At 61.3% G+C, this 16,990-nt stretch carries 16 protein-coding genes; 12 read left to right on the top strand and 4 right to left on the bottom strand.

Annotated elements, in window-relative coordinates:
• Positions 1 to 7: 7 nt before the first annotated feature.
• Positions 8 to 1,051: a sensor histidine kinase gene (locus DW892_RS06205; protein WP_117766419.1), complete on the top strand. Its 1,044-nt coding sequence runs from the start codon at positions 8 to 10 to the stop codon at positions 1,049 to 1,051.
• Positions 1,052 to 1,363: 312 nt separating this feature from the next.
• Here DW892_RS06205 and DW892_RS06210 read toward each other — a convergent pair whose 3' ends face one another.
• Complete coding sequence (locus DW892_RS06210) at positions 1,364 to 1,801, bottom strand: universal stress protein (RefSeq protein WP_117583590.1); 438 nt, start codon at positions 1,799 to 1,801, stop codon at positions 1,364 to 1,366.
• Positions 1,802 to 2,050: 249 nt separating this feature from the next.
• On the opposite strand from DW892_RS06210, the gene DW892_RS06215 reads away from it, so the two are divergent.
• The gene (locus tag DW892_RS06215) at positions 2,051 to 3,031 is read left to right on the top strand and encodes an undecaprenyl-diphosphate phosphatase (RefSeq protein WP_117766421.1); all 981 of its coding nucleotides are present in this window, start codon (positions 2,051 to 2,053) and stop codon (positions 3,029 to 3,031) included.
• Positions 3,032 to 3,258: 227 nt separating this feature from the next.
• Positions 3,259 to 6,159 carry an ATP-dependent helicase gene (locus tag DW892_RS06220; protein ID WP_117766423.1) on the top strand — a complete coding sequence of 967 codons (2,901 nt, stop codon included), beginning with the start codon at positions 3,259 to 3,261 and terminating at the stop codon, positions 6,157 to 6,159.
• Between the two features lie 280 nt (positions 6,160 to 6,439).
• Here DW892_RS06220 and DW892_RS06225 read toward each other — a convergent pair whose 3' ends face one another.
• Both DW892_RS06225 and DW892_RS06230 read right to left on the bottom strand, forming a co-directional pair.
• Positions 6,440 to 7,372, bottom strand: a complete 933-nt coding sequence (locus DW892_RS06225) for a type I phosphomannose isomerase catalytic subunit (RefSeq protein ID WP_369831989.1) — start codon at positions 7,370 to 7,372, stop codon at positions 6,440 to 6,442.
• A gap of 75 nt (positions 7,373 to 7,447) precedes the next feature.
• The gene (locus DW892_RS06230; protein ID WP_117648347.1) at positions 7,448 to 8,167 is read right to left on the bottom strand and encodes a GntR family transcriptional regulator; all 720 of its coding nucleotides are present in this window, start codon (positions 8,165 to 8,167) and stop codon (positions 7,448 to 7,450) included.
• A gap of 340 nt (positions 8,168 to 8,507) precedes the next feature.
• Between DW892_RS06230 and DW892_RS06235 the strand changes: the two genes are divergently transcribed.
• From DW892_RS06235 to nhaA, 3 genes are all read left to right on the top strand, one after another.
• Entirely contained in the window at positions 8,508 to 9,461 is a 954-nt protein-coding gene (locus DW892_RS06235; RefSeq protein ID WP_117820909.1) for an ROK family protein, read from the top strand.
• 166 nt (positions 9,462 to 9,627) lie between these two features.
• Positions 9,628 to 10,551: a manganese-dependent inorganic pyrophosphatase gene (locus tag DW892_RS06240; RefSeq protein ID WP_117766427.1), complete on the top strand. Its 924-nt coding sequence runs from the start codon at positions 9,628 to 9,630 to the stop codon at positions 10,549 to 10,551.
• A gap of 267 nt (positions 10,552 to 10,818) precedes the next feature.
• Positions 10,819 to 12,177 carry a Na+/H+ antiporter NhaA gene (gene nhaA, locus DW892_RS06245; RefSeq protein WP_117766429.1) on the top strand — a complete coding sequence of 453 codons (1,359 nt, stop codon included), beginning with the start codon at positions 10,819 to 10,821 and terminating at the stop codon, positions 12,175 to 12,177.
• 86 nt (positions 12,178 to 12,263) lie between these two features.
• Here the strand turns inward: nhaA and DW892_RS06250 are convergent, their stop codons facing one another.
• The gene (locus DW892_RS06250) at positions 12,264 to 12,518 is read right to left on the bottom strand and encodes a hypothetical protein (protein WP_022093864.1); all 255 of its coding nucleotides are present in this window, start codon (positions 12,516 to 12,518) and stop codon (positions 12,264 to 12,266) included.
• A gap of 150 nt (positions 12,519 to 12,668) precedes the next feature.
• On the opposite strand from DW892_RS06250, the gene DW892_RS06255 reads away from it, so the two are divergent.
• The 6 genes from DW892_RS06255 to hypB all read left to right on the top strand — a co-directional run bounded on the left by DW892_RS06255 (position 12,669) and on the right by hypB (position 16,973).
• Positions 12,669 to 13,973, top strand: a complete 1,305-nt coding sequence (locus DW892_RS06255) for an aminotransferase class I/II-fold pyridoxal phosphate-dependent enzyme (protein ID WP_117766431.1) — start codon at positions 12,669 to 12,671, stop codon at positions 13,971 to 13,973.
• 66 nt (positions 13,974 to 14,039) lie between these two features.
• Positions 14,040 to 14,354 carry an STAS domain-containing protein gene (locus DW892_RS06260; RefSeq protein WP_089572422.1) on the top strand — a complete coding sequence of 105 codons (315 nt, stop codon included), beginning with the start codon at positions 14,040 to 14,042 and terminating at the stop codon, positions 14,352 to 14,354.
• Between the two features lie 153 nt (positions 14,355 to 14,507).
• Complete coding sequence (locus DW892_RS06265) at positions 14,508 to 15,080, top strand: twin-arginine translocase TatA/TatE family subunit (protein WP_158567036.1); 573 nt, start codon at positions 14,508 to 14,510, stop codon at positions 15,078 to 15,080.
• Positions 15,080 to 15,871, top strand: coding sequence for a twin-arginine translocase subunit TatC (gene tatC, locus DW892_RS06270; protein WP_055285525.1), 792 nt, complete (start codon positions 15,080 to 15,082; stop codon positions 15,869 to 15,871). Before DW892_RS06265 ends, tatC begins: the two co-directional genes overlap by 1 nt.
• 6 nt (positions 15,872 to 15,877) lie before the next feature.
• A complete protein-coding gene (hypA, locus tag DW892_RS06275) occupies positions 15,878 to 16,234 on the top strand; it encodes a hydrogenase maturation nickel metallochaperone HypA (RefSeq protein ID WP_022093859.1) in 357 nt (118 codons plus the stop codon).
• 55 nt (positions 16,235 to 16,289) lie between these two features.
• Entirely contained in the window at positions 16,290 to 16,973 is a 684-nt protein-coding gene (gene hypB / locus DW892_RS06280) for a hydrogenase nickel incorporation protein HypB (RefSeq protein WP_117766435.1), read from the top strand.
• Positions 16,974 to 16,990 lie beyond the last annotated feature (17 nt).

The following is a 16,990-nucleotide window of genomic DNA, read 5'->3' on the forward strand; positions in this document are numbered from 1 at the left end:
GCCGGCTATGTCGTTTGGCAAGTTCTTTAAAGATGCACTGCTTCCCGTCGCCGTGTGGACGTGCGGCGTGCTGCTGAGCTGCTTTGTGCTGACGGTCGCCGGCGCACCCGTTTCTATCGTGGTCGTGGCGGTTGGCGTGTCCTTTATCTTCGGTATGCTCGGCATCGTGATCGAGTACGCTCGCCGTCGCCGTTTTCTGCGTCAGTTGGAGCGCGCGGCAGAGGAGCTCGAGAGTCCCGCATGGGTGCAGGAGATGGTGCAATGCCCAACCTATGCCGAGGGCGAGCTCGAGTACGAGGTCCTGTGCCGGGTGGGCAAAGCCGCCTGCGACGAGGTTGCCGAGGGCCGGCGTAAGACCGAAGACTATCGCGACTATATCGAGAGCTGGGTCCACGAGGCCAAGCTGCCCCTGGCGGCGGCTCACCTGATTCTGGAAAACCTCGACGGCGGCGCAGATGACCCAACACGTGTCGATGACCTGGGTCGCGAGTTGGCTCGCGTGGAACGCTATATCGACCAGGCGCTGTACTACGCGCGCTCGGAAGTCGTGGAGCGCGACTACCTGATTCGCCGCTGGGACCTTAAGACCTTGGTGACGGGTGCGATTAAGGCCAACGCGCGCGAGCTCATTGCGGCGCACGTGGCTCCGGTGTGCGAGAACCTCGACTTCGAGGTCTTTACCGACGAAAAATGGCTCGAGTTTATCCTGGGCCAGCTCATTCAGAACAGCATTAAATATGCGCGCGAGGACGGCGCGAAGATCGTGTTTTCGGGCGCGTTACTGGACGAGGGCCTGGCGAGCGAGCGCATCGAGCTCACCGTTGCGGACAACGGCTGCGGCGTGTGTGCGGCAGACCTGCCGCGCGTGTTCGAGAAGGGCTTTACCGGCGACAACGGCCGCACCACCAAGCGCGCAACGGGCATCGGCCTCTACCTGGTGGCGCGCCTATGCTCCAAGATGGGCATCGACGTCACGGCGGCATCCGACTCCGGCGAAGGCTTTGTCGTAACGTTCGCCTTCTCGACGAACAAGTTCCAATACTTTGAGTAGCCGGGCCGTCTTGCGCTACGGACGGCTATGTTCCCGAACGTGAACTTAGCTAAGGCAACTGGCGTTATGTTCCCGAACGTGAACATAACTATGAGGCTCAAATGGATCTCCCAAAACAAAAACGTGCAGCCCAAACAAAACGTGCCGCCCCAAACGGGGCGGCACGCCATCTTTTATCAGCCAACTCGCTGAAGTAAGGCTGCGAAGGCCGCGAGGCCGGGAGGGGTTTCCTAAGGGCACATCCCGCAGCCGCAACGCGGCGAGGACGTGCCCGTGGAAACCCCGCAGGCCCCGCGGCCGGTGGGAGCAACGCTACTTTACGACCAAAATGTCGCAGTCGGTATTGCGCAGCAGGAACGTCGAAATCGAACCCAGAAGCGCATACTTGATCGAGGACAGGCCGCGAGCGCCGCAGAGCACCAGGTCGGGCTTGACCACGTCGAGCATCTCGTCTTTGAGCGTCTCGCGAATACGACCGGCACGTATCATGACCTCGACCTCGGGAATATCGGGATTGGCCTTGGCCTCTTCGAGCTGCTTTTCGATGGAGTTCTTAAAGGCCTCCTCCAGACCGTTGACCAAATCGACCGGATAGGAGCCGGCGCTCTCGAGCGCCGTGGAATCGATAACGTGGCCGATAATCAGCTTGGCGCCGTTGTTCGCGGCGACCTTGATGGCGCGTGCGAGCACAAAATCCTGCTGCTCAGTACCGTCGAGTGAAACAAATACCTTGGTGTAACCCTCGTTCATGGTTTCCTCCTTGGTCTATCGCACGGGCGCGGGGCTCGTGCGTCGGGCGGGCGCGGGTGCGTTGACCGCCGGACACTTTATCTTGTTGCAGTTATACCCAAGGATTTCGGTTTAACTGCTCGCAATTCTGTGAACGGGCGAGTTTTTTGGTAAGGGTAGGCGCGGTCGCACCGCCAACGGTTGATAATGGGACATCGCCCGCATCGTCCGCAGAACATCTACCGGCGGGTGTCTAACGAGGGGGTCCCTTTGGATATCATCGAGCTTTTAAAATCTGCCTTCATGGGCCTGGTCGAGGGCATCACCGAATGGCTGCCCGTTTCGTCGACCGGTCACATGATCTTGGTGGACGAGTTCGTCAAGATGAACGTGAGCGAGACGTTCTGGAACATGTTCCTGGTCGTGATTCAGCTTGGCGCCATTTTGGCCGTCTGTGTGCTGTTCTTCCATGAGCTCAATCCGTTCTCGCCCAGCAAGGGCAAGGAGGGCCGTCACGACACCTGGGTGCTGTGGGGCAAGATTGTGCTCGGTTGCATTCCTGCGGCGGCGATCGGCCTGCCGCTCAACGACTGGATGGAGGAGCATTTCTACAATGCTCCCGTCGTGGCGCTGGCGCTCATTGTGTACGGCGTGCTGTTTATCGTGATCGAGAACTGGCGCGCGAGCAAGCGCGAGGAAATGGCCGTTGCCGGTTCGTTTGGTTCGCGTGCTGTGGTGTCGGGTGGACGTCCCGCCGGTGCGCACTTTGCGGCGCCCGCCACGGCTACCGCTGAGGATGAGGACGATGACGAGAATCTGGACTTTGGTTCCATCGCCACGCTCGAGGATCTAAGCTGGAAGACTGCGCTGGGTATCGGCTGCTTCCAGGTGCTTTCGCTGGTGCCTGGTACGTCTCGCTCCGGTTCTACCATCATCGGCGGCCTGCTTTTGGGCTGCACGCGCTCGGTGGCGTCTAAGTTCACGTTCTTCCTGGCCATCCCTGTCATGTTTGGCGCGAGTGCGCTCAAGCTGGTCAAGTACTTCATCAAGGGCGGCACGTTCGGCACCAACGAGATCGCCATCTTGGGCGTGGGCTGCGTCGTCGCCTTTGTGGTGTCGCTCATTGCCATCAAGTGGCTTATGGGCTTCGTTCGCCGTCACGACTTCAAGTGCTTCGGCGTCTACCGCATCATCCTGGGCATCGTGGTGCTCGCGTACTTCTTCGTTCTGGAGCCTATGCTCGGCCTGTAACTTGGTTGACGCTGCGCGGCGGCCAGAGCGACAACTTGTCATTCAACGAGGGCGGCATGACCAAAAGGTCTATGCTGCCCTCTTTTTTGGGCGATGGGGTGGGTCCGATGGTGGCGCACGGAGTCGTGGTGTGATTTGCGTCGGTGTCCGCGCGGCTCGGTATACTGGTACGGCTCAAACTATGGCGCTGCCCGCAGGCGCGCCGTCCGTCAGATGAGGAGTCGCCCATGACCCAGCCCCTGCCCTGGGAAAAGAATGCTGCGGTACCCGTGCCGCCCGCGCCGGAACCCGTGCCACTCGATGCATACACCGCCCCCGCTGCGCCGGAGCCCGAGCTCGTTCCGCTCGACATCTACGACGCTCCTGCGCCGGCACCCAAACCCGCCAAGCCGCTCGTCGACATCGACAGCCTTAATCCCGCCCAGCGCGAGGCGGTCCTGACCACCGAGGGCCCGTTGCTGGTGCTCGCCGGCGCCGGCTCGGGCAAGACCCGCGTCTTGACCTTCCGCATCGCACATATGCTCGGCGACTTGGGTGTTAAGCCTTGGCAGGTTCTTGCCATTACGTTTACCAACAAGGCTGCGGCAGAGATGCGCGAGCGTCTGACGGCACTCATCCCCAGCGGCACCCGTGGCATGTGGGTGTGCACCTTCCATGCCATGTGCGTGCGCATGCTGCGCGAGGACGCCGATCTGCTGGGCTACACCGGCCAGTTCACCATCTACGATGACGATGACTCAAAGCGCATGGTGCGTGACATTATGCAGGCGCTCGGCATCGAGCAAAAGCAGTTCCCCATCAACATGATCCGCAGCAAGATCAGCTCGGCCAAAAACGCCATGATCGGCCCCGAGGACATGCTCAAGAGCGCCGATAGCCCCAATGACAAAAAGGCCGCGCAGGTCTACCTGGAGCTGGAGCGCCGCCTGCGCGCCGCCAACGCGATGGACTTCGACGACCTGCTCGTGCGCACGCTCGAGCTGCTGCGCACCCGCCCCGAGGTGCTCGACAAGTATCAAGAGCGCTTCCGCTACATTAGCGTCGACGAGTATCAGGACACCAACCACGTCCAGTACGAGATCGCCAACCTGCTGGCCGCCAAGTACCAAAACCTTATGGTCGTGGGCGACGACGACCAGTCCATTTATAGCTGGCGTGGCGCCGACATCACCAACATCCTGGACTTTGAGCAGGACTTTAAAAACTGCAAGACCGTCAAGCTGGAGCAGAACTATCGCTCTACGGGTCATATCCTGAGCGCCGCCAACGCCGTGGTGCGCCACAACTCGCAGCGCAAGGACAAGCGCCTGTTTACGGCCGAGGGCGACGGCGAGAAGATCCAGGCCTTCCAGGCGAGCGACGAGCGCGACGAGGGCCGCTGGATTGCCGGCGAGATCGAGAAGCTGCATGCCAAGGGTACGAGCTACGACGATATCGCCGTGTTCTACCGCACCAACGCCCAGTCGCGTATCCTCGAAGATATGTTCCTGCGCGCGGGCGTGCCCTACAAGATCGTCGGCGGCACGCGATTCTTCGACCGCGCCGAGATCCGCGATGTCATGGCCTATCTCAAGATGATCGTGAACCCGGCCGACGAGATGAGCGTCAAACGCGTCATCAACACGCCGCGCCGCGGCATCGGCTCCACTTCGATCCAAAAGATTGAGCAGCTGGCGCGCGACAACCGTTGCTCGTTCTTCCAGGCCTGCGAGATCGCAACAGCCGAGACGGGCATGTTTAGTGCCAAGGTGCGCAACGGCCTGTCGAGTTTTGTGGCGCTGGTGCGCGAGGGCCGTCGCATGGACGGCGAGCTCAAGGATGTCGTCGAGATGATTGTCGACAAGACGGGCCTGCTGCAGGCGTTCCGCGCCGAGGGCACCATGGAGTCCGAGAGCCGCGCCGAGAACATCCAGGAATTCCTGGGCGTCGCTGCCGAATTTGAGGAGACGCACGAGGATATCGAGGGCACGCTCGAGAGCTTGGAAGAGCTGCGTGCAGCCGGTGTTGCCGATGTGCCTGTCAGTGCCGAGCCCGAGCCCGTCGTGGTGAGTGCGCCCGCGCCCGAGCCGGGGCCGTCCGCTCCGGCATCCTCGTTTGAGGCACTTGTCGGCGCTCGTGACGCCGCGGGCTCCAATCCGCTCGATAGCCTAGCCGCCCCGGCGCTCTCGCCGCAGGATGCCTTGGCCGCCGCCATCGCGGGCAACGCGTATGCCGTGCCAACAGAGCTACCGGCGGGCGCCGTGCATGCCGACGAGATCGAGCGCACCTACGGTCCGCTCACCTGTAAGGCACTGCCGGCACTCATGGAGTGGCTGGCCCTGCGCTCCGACTTGGATTCCCTGGCCGGCGAGACGCATGCCATTACCATGATGACCATCCACTCCGCCAAGGGCCTGGAGTTCCCGGCGGTGTTCGTGGCCGGCATGGAGGAGGGTATCTTCCCGCACGTGCACGACTTTGGCGGCAGCGATGACCCGGGCAAGCTCGAGGAGGAGCGTCGCCTGGCCTACGTTGCCATCACGCGTGCCCGTAAGCGCCTGTTCCTGACCTATGCGGCCACGCGTCGCACCTACGGCTCGACCTCTGCCAACCCGCGCTCTCGTTTCCTCAACGAGATTCCGTTTGAGGATATCGAGTTTAGCGGTATCGGTTCTGCCGGTTTTGAGGGCACGGGCTGGGAGAAGCGCGGCGACCGTCACGGCACCTTTGGCTCGGGCATGGGCTCGGATATGTATGGCGGCAAGGTGTTCGGTTCGCATACGCGCTCGACCGGCGGTTCCGGTTCGCGCGGCGGATCGAGCTTCGACGATTTCTTTGGTGGCAGCACCTATGGCACCGAGCGCCATCGCGGGGTTTCGCCCGACGCCGGCCGTGTTGCCTCGACCTTTGGTTCGGGCGCGTCGCGAGCTAAAAAGCCGTCGTCCAAGGTGTCGCCGACGGTGGAGCGCAAGGTCGATCGCGCCAGCGCGTCGCAGGACTTTGCCGCGGGCGATACCGTGAGCCACAAGACCTTTGGCACCGGTACCGTGATCTCGGTCGCCGGAGACATGATCGAGGTCCAGTTCGAAAAAACCGGCCAGACCAAAAAGCTGATGAAGGGCTTTGCGCCGATCGTCAAGCTGTCGTAATCTCGGCGGCCCCGGACAGGCGCCATGGACAACGTCGCCTGCTCGGACAGTCCTGCTCGCACGGAGAGCACATTAAGTGCTCTCCGGCTCGTGCGGAACTCGCGATCGACGTTGTCCATGGCGCCTGTCCGGGGCCTTGGGTAACGTTGCTTGCGAACGTCGCTTTGCTCGTTCGCTTTTTGGTCTGGAGAGCCGGGTGGGCTGATATATAGAAACGATTAGGGGCTCTCCCGTACATGGACGGGAGAGCCCCTTGTTGCGTTTGGGTTGTTGGTGCGATCTACAGGTGCGAGACGATCAGTTCCATCTTGCCTTCGAGGTCAATGTCGCTGACGGTGCTCGGAGCTAGCAGGTGGCTTCCCTTGTGGACGGGGTCGCCGCAGACGGTGCCTTCGCCGTCGATGACCGACAGACACATGAAGGGCCAGCGCTGCTCGAGGGTCTTGCTGCCGTCGACGCGCACGCGATCGACGGTGTAGCAGGAGTTGGACTCGAGCTCGGTCACGCCGTCGACTTCGGGCGCGGTCACGGTGCCGTCGGTCGGAGCCTGAGCATCAAAGTCGATGCAGTCGAGGCTCTGCTCAATGTGCAGGGGACGCAGTTTGCCGTCGGTGCCGGGACGGTCGTAGTCGTACAGGCGATACGTCACGTCGCTCGACTGCTGCGTCTCCAAAATGAGCGTGCCGGTCTTGATGGCGTGCACGGTGCCGGAATCAATCTGGAAAAAGTCGCCCTTGTGAATCGGCAGCACGTTGAGCATGTCGTCCCAACGGCCTTCCTCGATCATCTGTGCGGCCTCGGCACGATCCTTGGCGCGCTGCCCGACGATGATCGTGGCGCCGGGCTCGCAGTCCAGCACATACCAGCACTCGGTCTTGCCCAGGCTTCCGTTCTCGTGCTCGGCGGCGTACTCGTCGTTGGGGTGAATCTGGATCGAAAGGTCGTCCTTGGCGTCCAGAATCTTGATGAGCAGCGGGAACTCCTTGCCCTCGCAGTTGCCAAAGAGCTCGCGGTGCTCGGCCCACAGCCACGACAGTGTGTGGCCGGCATACGGGCCCTCCGCGATCTGGCAGTCGCCGTTGGGGTGGGCCGAGATAGCCCAACACTCACCGATGGGACCCTCGGGAATGTCGTAACCAAATACGGTTTCGAGCTGGCGGCCGCCCCAGATCTTCTCGTGGAAAATCGGCGTCAGTTTAATCAAATCGGACATGTTCATACTCCCATGGTGTTGCGCGGCCGCCCGCTCTAATCGAGTCATAACGAGCGCCCGCATGACTACAAAAACCTATGCCAACGTTACGTTGTGCAGCTCAAAGCGGTCGCCGACGTTGCGCGAAATCGAGTACTCAAAGGCGTTGCCGCTATCCAAAAAGCCAATCTGGTTGAGTTCGAGCAGGGGAGCGCCGGGTTTGGTGCCCAGACGCTCGGCCTCTTCCTCGGTTGCCGCCACGGCGCGGATGGTGCGGTGGAAGCTCGAAATCTTCAGCCCGCATTGCTCGCGGATAAAGCTATAGACCGATCCGTATAGGTCCTTCTTTTTAAGGCCCGGTATCAGCTCGAGAGGCATGTAGGTGTACTCGATGACGATGGGCTTCTCGTCGACCTGGCGCACGCGCACGATGTGATAGGCAAAGTCGTCCTCGGCAATTCCCAGCTGAGTTGCGACGTCCGCTGGTGGATTGACAATCGAGAAATCGTAGACCACCGAGGTCACCTTCTCCCCGCGGTGCTCATACGAAAAGCCCTGGGCGCGGTCGTTTTTGCCCTGGAAAAACGCCTGGTCGGGAAGACCCGCCGTGTCCTTAACGTAGGTGCCCGACCCGCGACGGCTGGTAACAAGACCCTCCTCGGTGATCTGCTCGATCGCGCGCTTGACGGTGATCTTGGAAACGCTATAGAGCTCGCAGAACTCAACGACGGTGGGTAGCTTGTCGCCCGGTTTAAGAGCGCCGTCCTCGATGCTTCGACGGATATCTGCAGCTATCGCCTCGTATTTGGGAATCATGGAACCTCCTTTCCGGCTTGATTGAGTACAGAAGAAAGTATAGTCAACACCTAAGCATCCCTATTGCGTTTTTGAAAAGTTCGAGAAAGGTTTAATTAAAAAACGCTTCTCTTTAAAAACTAGAGCGCTCTAAATGAATATGCACTCGAATAATGTGGTATTGAGCAAATTGATTGGCTCGAGGACGGGGCTGGGCTGTTTTGCCGCCCAGCGAACCGAATCTCATGCTTTGAGTTTCCCCAGATAAAACCCGCCAAAACAAACCTGTCCCTTTTTGGCAGGTTTTTGCCTTGGGAGCGGTACCATACAGGCAATGTTTAAACGAGAAAGGTGGGCTCCCATGGAACCTAAGCAGTACTACATCGGCATTGACGTCGGCGGCACTTCGGTTAAGGAGGGCCTGTTCGATGAGGACGGCAACCTGCTTGCCAAGGCCAGTGTGCCCACGCCTCCCATCGTTGATGCTGCGGGCTTTGCCGCGGTGACCGAGGCTATTGACCAGGTGGTTGCCAAGGCTCAGATTCCGCGTGCCTTTGTGGCGGGCATTGGTCTGGCCGTTCCGTGCCCCATCCCGGCATCGGGCGATGCCAAGGTCAAGGCCAACATTGCCATTAACCTGCCCGAGCTGAGAGTCGCCATTCAGGAGCACTGCCCCGACGCGGTCGTTAAGTACGAGAACGATGCCAACGCCGCTGCCATGGGCGAGGCCTGGCTCGGCTCTGCCAAGGGCGTGCAGAACGTGGTGATGGTCACCATCGGTACCGGCGTGGGCGGCGGCGTTATCGTTAACGGCGACGTGGTGTCGGGCGTTGTGGGCGCCGGCGGCGAGATTGGCCACATGTGCCTGAACCCGGCCGAGGAGCGCACCTGTGGCTGTGGCGGCCATGGCCACCTGGAGCAGTATTCCAGCGCCACCGGCGTGGTGAGCAACTACCTTGCCGAGTGCAAGAAGGCGGGCGTCGAGCCCATCGAGCTCACCGGCCCCTCCGATTCCAAGGACGTGTTCCAGGCCTGCCGCGAGGGTGACAAGCTCGCGCTGGCCGCGGCCGATACCATGGCCGACTATCTCGGCCGCGCACTGGCGCTTATTGCCAACGTGGTTGATCCCGAGATGTTCCTCATCGGCGGCGGCGCCTCCGCCTCGGCCGATGTCTACCTCGACAAGGTTCGCGAGCACTTTAAGCAGTACGCGCTTTCCGCCTCGCGCGAGACGCCCATTAAGGTCGCTTCGCTCGGAAACGACGCCGGCATCATCGGTGCCGCCTACGTAGCCCTGCGCGCCGCCGGTAAATAGCTGGTGCAAGGGGGACAGGTTACTTTGCACCAACATGGTGCAAAAGGGACAGCCTTGGCCCCCGTGCCTGCCCCAATTTGTGCCGCGGCCCTTCCATCTCATAGGGTTCGGCGTCAGCGTGCTACCATAGCTACGTCCAAGTACACATATCAAGTGGAGGATATCCATGGCAAACGTTCTTGTCTTTGGTCACCAGAACCCCGATAACGACGCCATCATGAGCGCCGTCGTCCTGTCCCAGCTGCTCAACCAGGTTGAGTATGCCGGCAACACCTACGAGGCCTGCGCCCTTGGTCAGCTTCCGGCCGAGTCCGCCAAGCTGCTCGCCGACGCCGGCATCGCCGAGCCCCGCGTGATCGAGTCCGTCGAGGCCGGCCAGCTCGTCGTCCTCACCGACCACAACGAGTCCGCGCAGTCCGTCGCCGGCCTTAAGGACGCCACGGTCTTTGGCGTCGTCGACCATCACCGCATCGGCGACTTTGAGACTGCCGGCCCGCTGCACTACATCTGCCTGCCCTGGGGCTCCAGCTGCACCATCGTCACCAAGCTCGCCGGCGTGCTCGGCGTTGAGCTTTCCGACATCCAGGCCAAGCTGCTGCTCTCGGCCATGATGACCGACACGCTCATGCTCAAGAGCCCCACCACCACCGATGTCGACCGCGCCGTCGCCGCCAAGCTCGGCGAGCAGGTGGGCGTCGACCCGGTCAAGTTTGGCATGGAGGTCTTCCTCACCCGTCCGTCCGGCTCCTTCACCGCAGCCGAGATGGTCGGCAACGACATCAAGATGTTCGAGCCTGCTGGCAAGAAGCTGCTCATCGGCCAGTACGAGACTGTCGACAAGACCCGCGCACTCGGCATGATCGACGAGATCCGCGAGGCCATGCGCGCCTACGCCGCCGAGAAGGGTGCCGACGGCATCGTCCTGTGCATCACCGACATCATGGAGGAGGGCTCGCAGGTCCTGCTCGAGGGCGAGACTGAGGCCGCTCAGAAGGGCCTGGGCATTGCCGACGAGCACGACGGCGTCTGGATGCCGGGTGTCCTCTCCCGTAAGAAGCAGGTCGCTGCCCCCATCATGGCCGCCTGCTAGGTTTAGTTGACCAAACGCTACGACCGGATCGCGGACGCCCCGCGCTCCGGTCGTTTTTTGTGCGCGGTGCCGCGTCGTCTCTTGGACAGGCGTGCCCGTCCCGTTGAGCAAATAATGTTCAACCTGTGGTTCCGCTTTTCGGCCATGCCTGCGTGCTTGTCGTGCAGGGTAGGCTAGATGCAAGCGTAATACGTTAGAGCGCGGCGCCGCCATCTGGGCGGGCCGTGCTTTTTTAAGACGGGAGCTTTCCCGTGAAAGGAGCCGCCCATGGCAGCAACTGAGCAGCTGTTCAATGTTCGTGAGCGCAAGCGCTTTGAACGTCACGACATCTGGGAGCGCATTGCCGAGAACGGCACCATTTCTGCCGCCGTCATGGTGATCGCCGCCATCGCCGCCGTCATCTGCGCCAATACCGATGCCTACGAGGCCATCCATCACTTTTTGGAGACCCCGCTGTATGTGGGTCTGGGTAACCTTACGGCTGGTCTCACCGTTGAGCTTTTCGTCAACGACTTCCTCATGGCGATTTTCTTTTTGTTGGTGGGCATTGAGCTTAAGTACGAGATGACGGTCGGCGAGCTCAAGAATCCGCGTCAGGCCATGCTTCCCATGTTGGCGGCCGTGGGCGGCGTCGTCGTTCCCGCCTGCATCTACCTGATCTTTAACCATGCCGGCGCCCGCAACGGTTGGGCCATCCCCATGGCAACCGATATTGCCTTTGCGCTGGGCGTGCTGTCGCTTTTGGGCAATCGCGTGCCCAACGGCGTGCGCGTGTTCTTCTCGACGCTCGCCATCGCCGACGATCTGATTTCCATCGCCGCCATCGCCATTTTCTACGGTCAGAGCCCCAATCCGTTTTGGTTGGGCGCCGCCGCACTTGTGACCTGCGCGCTCGTGTGGCTCAACAAGACGCAGCATTACCGCCTTGCCCCGTATTCGGTACTGGGTCTGCTGTTGTGGTTCTGCATGTTCAAGAGCGGCGTACATGCCACGCTTGCTGGCGTCATCCTGGCCTTCACCATTCCGGCCAAGTGCGGCGTCAAGCTCGATAGTCTCACCGATTGGCTGGGCGAGTGCCTGCCGCTGCTCGATGACCGCTACGACGACGAGGCACACATCCTGGGCCAGCATGACTTTACCGTCTCGACTACCAAGGTCGAGCGCGTCATGCACCGCGTGACCCCGCCGCTCATCCGCATGGAGCGTCTGATCTCCACGCCGGTCAACTTTGTGATCCTGCCGATCTTTGCGTTCGTAAACGCTCAGGTTCGCTTAGTGGGCGTGGACATGAGCACACTGCTCACCGACCCGGTGACGCTCGGCGTGTACTTTGGCATGCTGCTGGGCAAGCCGATCGGCATCTTTGGTATGACGTTTGCCCTGGTTAAGCTTAAGGCCTGCGAGCTGCCGCACAATGTCAACTGGCACATGATCGCCGGTGTGGGCATTCTGGGCGGTATCGGCTTTACCATGTCGATCCTCATCAGCGGCCTCGCCTTCCCGACGGCCCAGTTTGAGGTCTTGGCCGCAAAGGCCGCCATTCTTGCCGGCTCTGTCACCGCGGCCGTGCTGGGCATGATCTACATGAGTGTGATCTGCAAGCACCCCGCGCCCAAGGACGAGTAAAAGCACATACAAGTTTAAAAACGCCGCCTGTGAACACCATCACAGGCGGCGTTTTAATCATTGGGGACGTTCTTAAACGACTAGGGCTATTCCACGGTGCCGTAGACGGCGCCCCAGCCGTGGGCAGCCAAGGCGGAGTTGAGCTGGTCGCAAAGTGACTGGCGGTCGTAGTAGCCGGGCGGCAAAAGATTCACGATCTCCATGAGGTCGGGCGCCAGGTCCAAGATTTCGGCCTGTACGATCAGATCCAGGCGGTCGATGGCGTGGCGGTCGTAAAACAGTCCGTCGACCAGGCGCTGCAAGTCGCCGAATTCCTCGGCCTGAAACGATCCGTACTCCATAGTGCCTCCTTGGGCGCCCCACGCCGGCATGCGCGGCGATTCGTAATTGATTGCGATGAACTTAATCTATCACGGCTTCATAACGTTGCGACGATGGCGGTCTATACTTAGACGAACTGCAACGTACCGCTTCGCGAAAGGTCGCACCCCATGCAGACGATCTACCAGAAGATGGAAACCACCGAACTCGATGCCGCCATCGAGGCGCTCAAAGCCGAGGTCGCCGAGGTCAAGGCCAAGGGCCTGGCGCTCGATATGGCCCGCGGCAAGCCGTCGACCTCCCAGGTGGACATCTCTCGACCCATGCTCGATATCCTCAATGCCGATGCCGATCTGCACGACGGCAACGTCGACTGCTCCAACTACGGCTGCTTTGAGGGCATTCCCTCGGCACGCAAGCTGGCGGGGGAGTTCCTGGGTTGCCCTGCCGAGCAGACGCTCGTGCTGGGTTCGTCGAGTTTGCTGATTGAGCACGACATCGCCGGCATGTTCTGGCGCTGTGGCTCGTGCGGCAGCGACCCTTGGGAGGCTTACGAGGCAGCGCACGACGGCAAGAAGGTCAAGTTCCTGTGCCCCGTTCCCGGCTACGATCGCCACTTTGGCATCACCGCCGACTTGGGCATCGAGAACGTCCCCGTCGCGATGACCGACAATGGCCCCGACATGGACGAGGTTGAGCGCCTGGTTGCCGCCGACGATTCCATCAAGGGCATCTGGTGCGTGCCCAAGTATTCTAACCCCACGGGCATCACCTTTAGCGAGGACACTGTGCGCCGCCTGGTCGAGATGCCCACGGCCGCGCCCGATTTCCGCATCTTTTGGGACAACGCTTACTGCGTGCACGACCTGTACGACGAGACCGACGAGCTCGCAAATATCTTTGACCTCGCTCGCGCGGCGGGCACCGAGGATCGCGTGGTGGCCTTTGCCTCGACGTCCAAGATCACCTTCCCGGGCGCCGGCATCGGCTTTATCGGTGCGAGCCCCGCGGTCATCGCCGAGTTCTCCAAGCGCCTGAAGGCCGGTCTTATTAGCGCCGATAAGCTCAACCAGCTGCGTCACGTGCGCTTCCTTCCCACCATCGAGGCGGTCAAGGAGCACATGAAAAAGCATGCCGAGTTCCTGTGCCCGCGCTTTGAGGCCGTTGAGCGTAAACTCACCGAGGGCTTGGGTAACACGGGTTGCGCCACTTGGACGCATCCCCATGGCGGCTACTTTGTGAGTTTCGATGGCCCCGAGGGCTCGGCCCAGAAGGTCGCCGCGCTTTGTGCCGACCTGGGCGTCAAGCTCACGCCGGCTGGTGCCACCTGGCCTTATGGCAAGGATCCGCGCGACACCAACATCCGCATCGCGCCGAGCTATCCCACGGTCGAGGACCTGGAGGCTGCGCTCGATGTGCTGGTGCTGGCTGTCAAGCTCGTCGCTGCCGAGCTTGCGCGTGCCGAGCGCGCCTAACGCGTAGGGCCCCGCAAGTCCGCGCCTAGTACTATCCGCACTTTCGATACGTAAAGGAGCGTATACATGGATTTGGGTATTTCCACCAACCCCACGCCAGAGCTCTACACCATTAAGGTGACCGGTGAGATCGATATCTCTAACGCCGATAGCCTGCGCAATGCCATCGACCTGGCGCTCGAGCAGCCCACTGAGGCCGTTGAGCTCGATTTTGCCCAGGTGAGCTACATCGATTCGACGGGCATTGGCGTGCTTGTGGGCGCCGCACACCACGCAGCTGATCATGGTAAGCGTTTTAGCTGCGTCAACGTGCAGCCCCCGGTGATGCGCGTGGTTCAGCTGTTGGGCGTCGACCAGGAGATTTCGATCACCGCTGCATAATCTTTGCCCCCAAAAGGGCGTGCCGTTTGGCATATGTTTGTGATGCGCTCGGACGTTTTGGCGTCCGGGCGCTATACTTGACCGAATGAATAGACGAGTTCCGGCCGAATGGCGCGGTGCGGGCTCGACTCACATCGAGCCTTGGAGGTATGTGTGTTTGGTATTGGAGAGGGTGAGCTCGCGATCATCGTGGTCTTCGGCTTTTTGCTGTTTGGCCCGGATAAGCTCCCGCAGATGGGCCGCACGATCGGCCGTGCCATCCGTCAGTTCCGCGAGACGCAGGAAAAGATGACGGCCGTTGTTCAGTCCGAGATTATCGATCCGGTGAGCGAGGCCGCGTCGGCCCCGGTCAAGCCCAAGAAGACTGCTGCGACCGACGACGATTCCGATGCGGACGAGGATGCCGCCGAGACGGCAGCGCCCGCCAAGAAGGAGACCTTTGCCGAGCGTCGCGCCCGTCTTGCTGCCGAGAAGGCCGCAAGCGAGGGTGCTGCTGAGGGCGAAGGCGCTGTTGATGAGGCCGAGGGTACAGAGCCTGCTGCTGCCGTCGAGCCCGAGCCTGCTGCAGAGCCCGAGCCCGAGCCGGCAGAGCCCACGACGGCTGACCTCTACGCCCGTCGTCCCCGCAAGCGCAAGGCCGTCGTCGACCAGCTCGCTTGCGAGCTCGAGGCCGAGGACGATGCCGAGGCTGCTGCCGCCGACGCCCCGAAGGGAGGCGATGAGTAATGCCGATCGGACCTGCGCGCATGCCGCTCTTCGATCACCTGGGAGAGCTCCGTCGCCGCCTGACCATCGTGGTCGTTTCGGTGTTTGCCGCCGCCATCGTGCTGTACTTTGCCACGCCCGTGGTGCTCGATATTCTTGAGGACCCCATCCGCTCCTTTGTGCCGGACGGTAAGTTTTACATCACCACCACGCTCGGCGGCTTTGGCCTGCGCTTCTCGCTTGCCATCAAGATGGCCGTGGTCATGTGCACGCCCATGATCATCTGGCAGATTCTGGCATTTTTCCTGCCGGCACTGCGCCCCAACGAGCGCAAGTGGGTTGTGCCCACGGTGCTCGCCTCGACGGTGCTGTTCTTCCTGGGTGCCATCTTCTGCTACTTCATCATCATCCCGGCGGGCTTTGAGTGGCTCATCGGCGAGACCTCGGCTGTCGCTACGGCGTTGCCCGATCTGGAGAACTACGTCAACATGGAGCTGCTCTTTATGATCGGCTTTGGTGTGGCGTTTGAGCTGCCGCTCATCATCTTCTACCTGTCCGTTTTCCACATCGTGTCCTATGCGGCCTTCCGCAGCGCCTGGCGCTACGTGTACGTAGGCCTGCTCGTGGGTTCGGCTGTGATTACGCCCGACGGCTCGCCCGTTACGCTGGGTCTCATGTATGGCGCCCTGCTCTCGCTCTACGAGATTTCGCTCGCCATCGCTCGCGTGGTCATTACCGCGCGCGAGGGCAAGGAGGGCCTGTTCGTGAGCCGTCTGGACCTGTTCTCGGACGACGAGGACGACGAGGAGTAAATCGGTATGCACGAGGTTGGCATTGTCAACGGCATACTCGATACAGTGATTCGCGCGGCGCGTGGGGCGGGGGCCTCGCGCGCCGTTTTGGTAACGCTGCGTATCGGGGATATGACCGAAGTTGTGCGCGAGGCGCTCGACTTTGCGTGGGAGACGTTTCGCGATGAGGACCCGCTCACGCGCGGCTGCGAGCTTGCCGTGGAGGAGGTCCATCCACAAAGCGAGTGTCTGGACTGCGGCGAGGTTTTCGACCACGATCGCTTCCACTGTCGCTGTCCCCAGTGTGGTGGTGCCAACGTGCGCCTACTGCACGGCCGCGAGCTCGATATCGCAAGTATCGAAATCGAAACCCCCGACGATTAGCCCGCTAGCCATCTGGTGATGGGGTATAAAGGGGCCAAAGTAAGGAGCGCTAAGTATGGCCGAGAAAACGATTGATATTGCATCGCCGATTCTGTCGCGCAACGAGCGCCTGGCAGATCAGCTGCGTCAGCGATTTAATGAGACAAACACCTACGTGATCAATGTGCTGTCGAGCCCTGGCTCGGGCAAGACCACTACGATTCTGGGCACCAACGAGCGCCTGCGTGACAAAGCCGGCCTGCGCTGTGCCGTCATCGAGGGCGATATCGCCTCGGATGTCGATGCCATCACCATGAAGGAAGCCGGCATGCCCGCCATCCAGATCAACACGGGCGGCCTGTGCCACCTCGAGGGCAACATGATCATGGAGGCCGTCGACGCCTTCGACCAGGCTGTGGGTCTGGAGAACATCGACGTCATCTTTATCGAAAACGTGGGCAACCTGGTCTGCCCGGTCGACTTTGACCTGGGCGAGAACCTGTCCATCATGATTCTCTCGGTGCCCGAGGGCGACGACAAGCCCATCAAGTACCCGGGCATCTTCCAACACGCCGGCGCGCAGCTGCTCAACAAGGTCGACGTGGCTCCGGCTTTCGATTTTGACATGGATAGGTATACTAAGACACTCGATGACCTCAATCCGCAGGCGCCGCGGTTTGCCGTGAGCGCGCGCAAGGACGAGGGCATGGATGCCTGGTGCGATTGGCTCATCGGGCAGATTGAGCAAGCAAGGGCGTAAGTCGGCCGCCATACGGG

Origin of the sequence: Collinsella sp. AM40-7AC (assembly GCF_003468125.1) — a bacterium.
GTDB classification, from domain to species: domain Bacteria; phylum Actinomycetota; class Coriobacteriia; order Coriobacteriales; family Coriobacteriaceae; genus Collinsella; species Collinsella aerofaciens_O.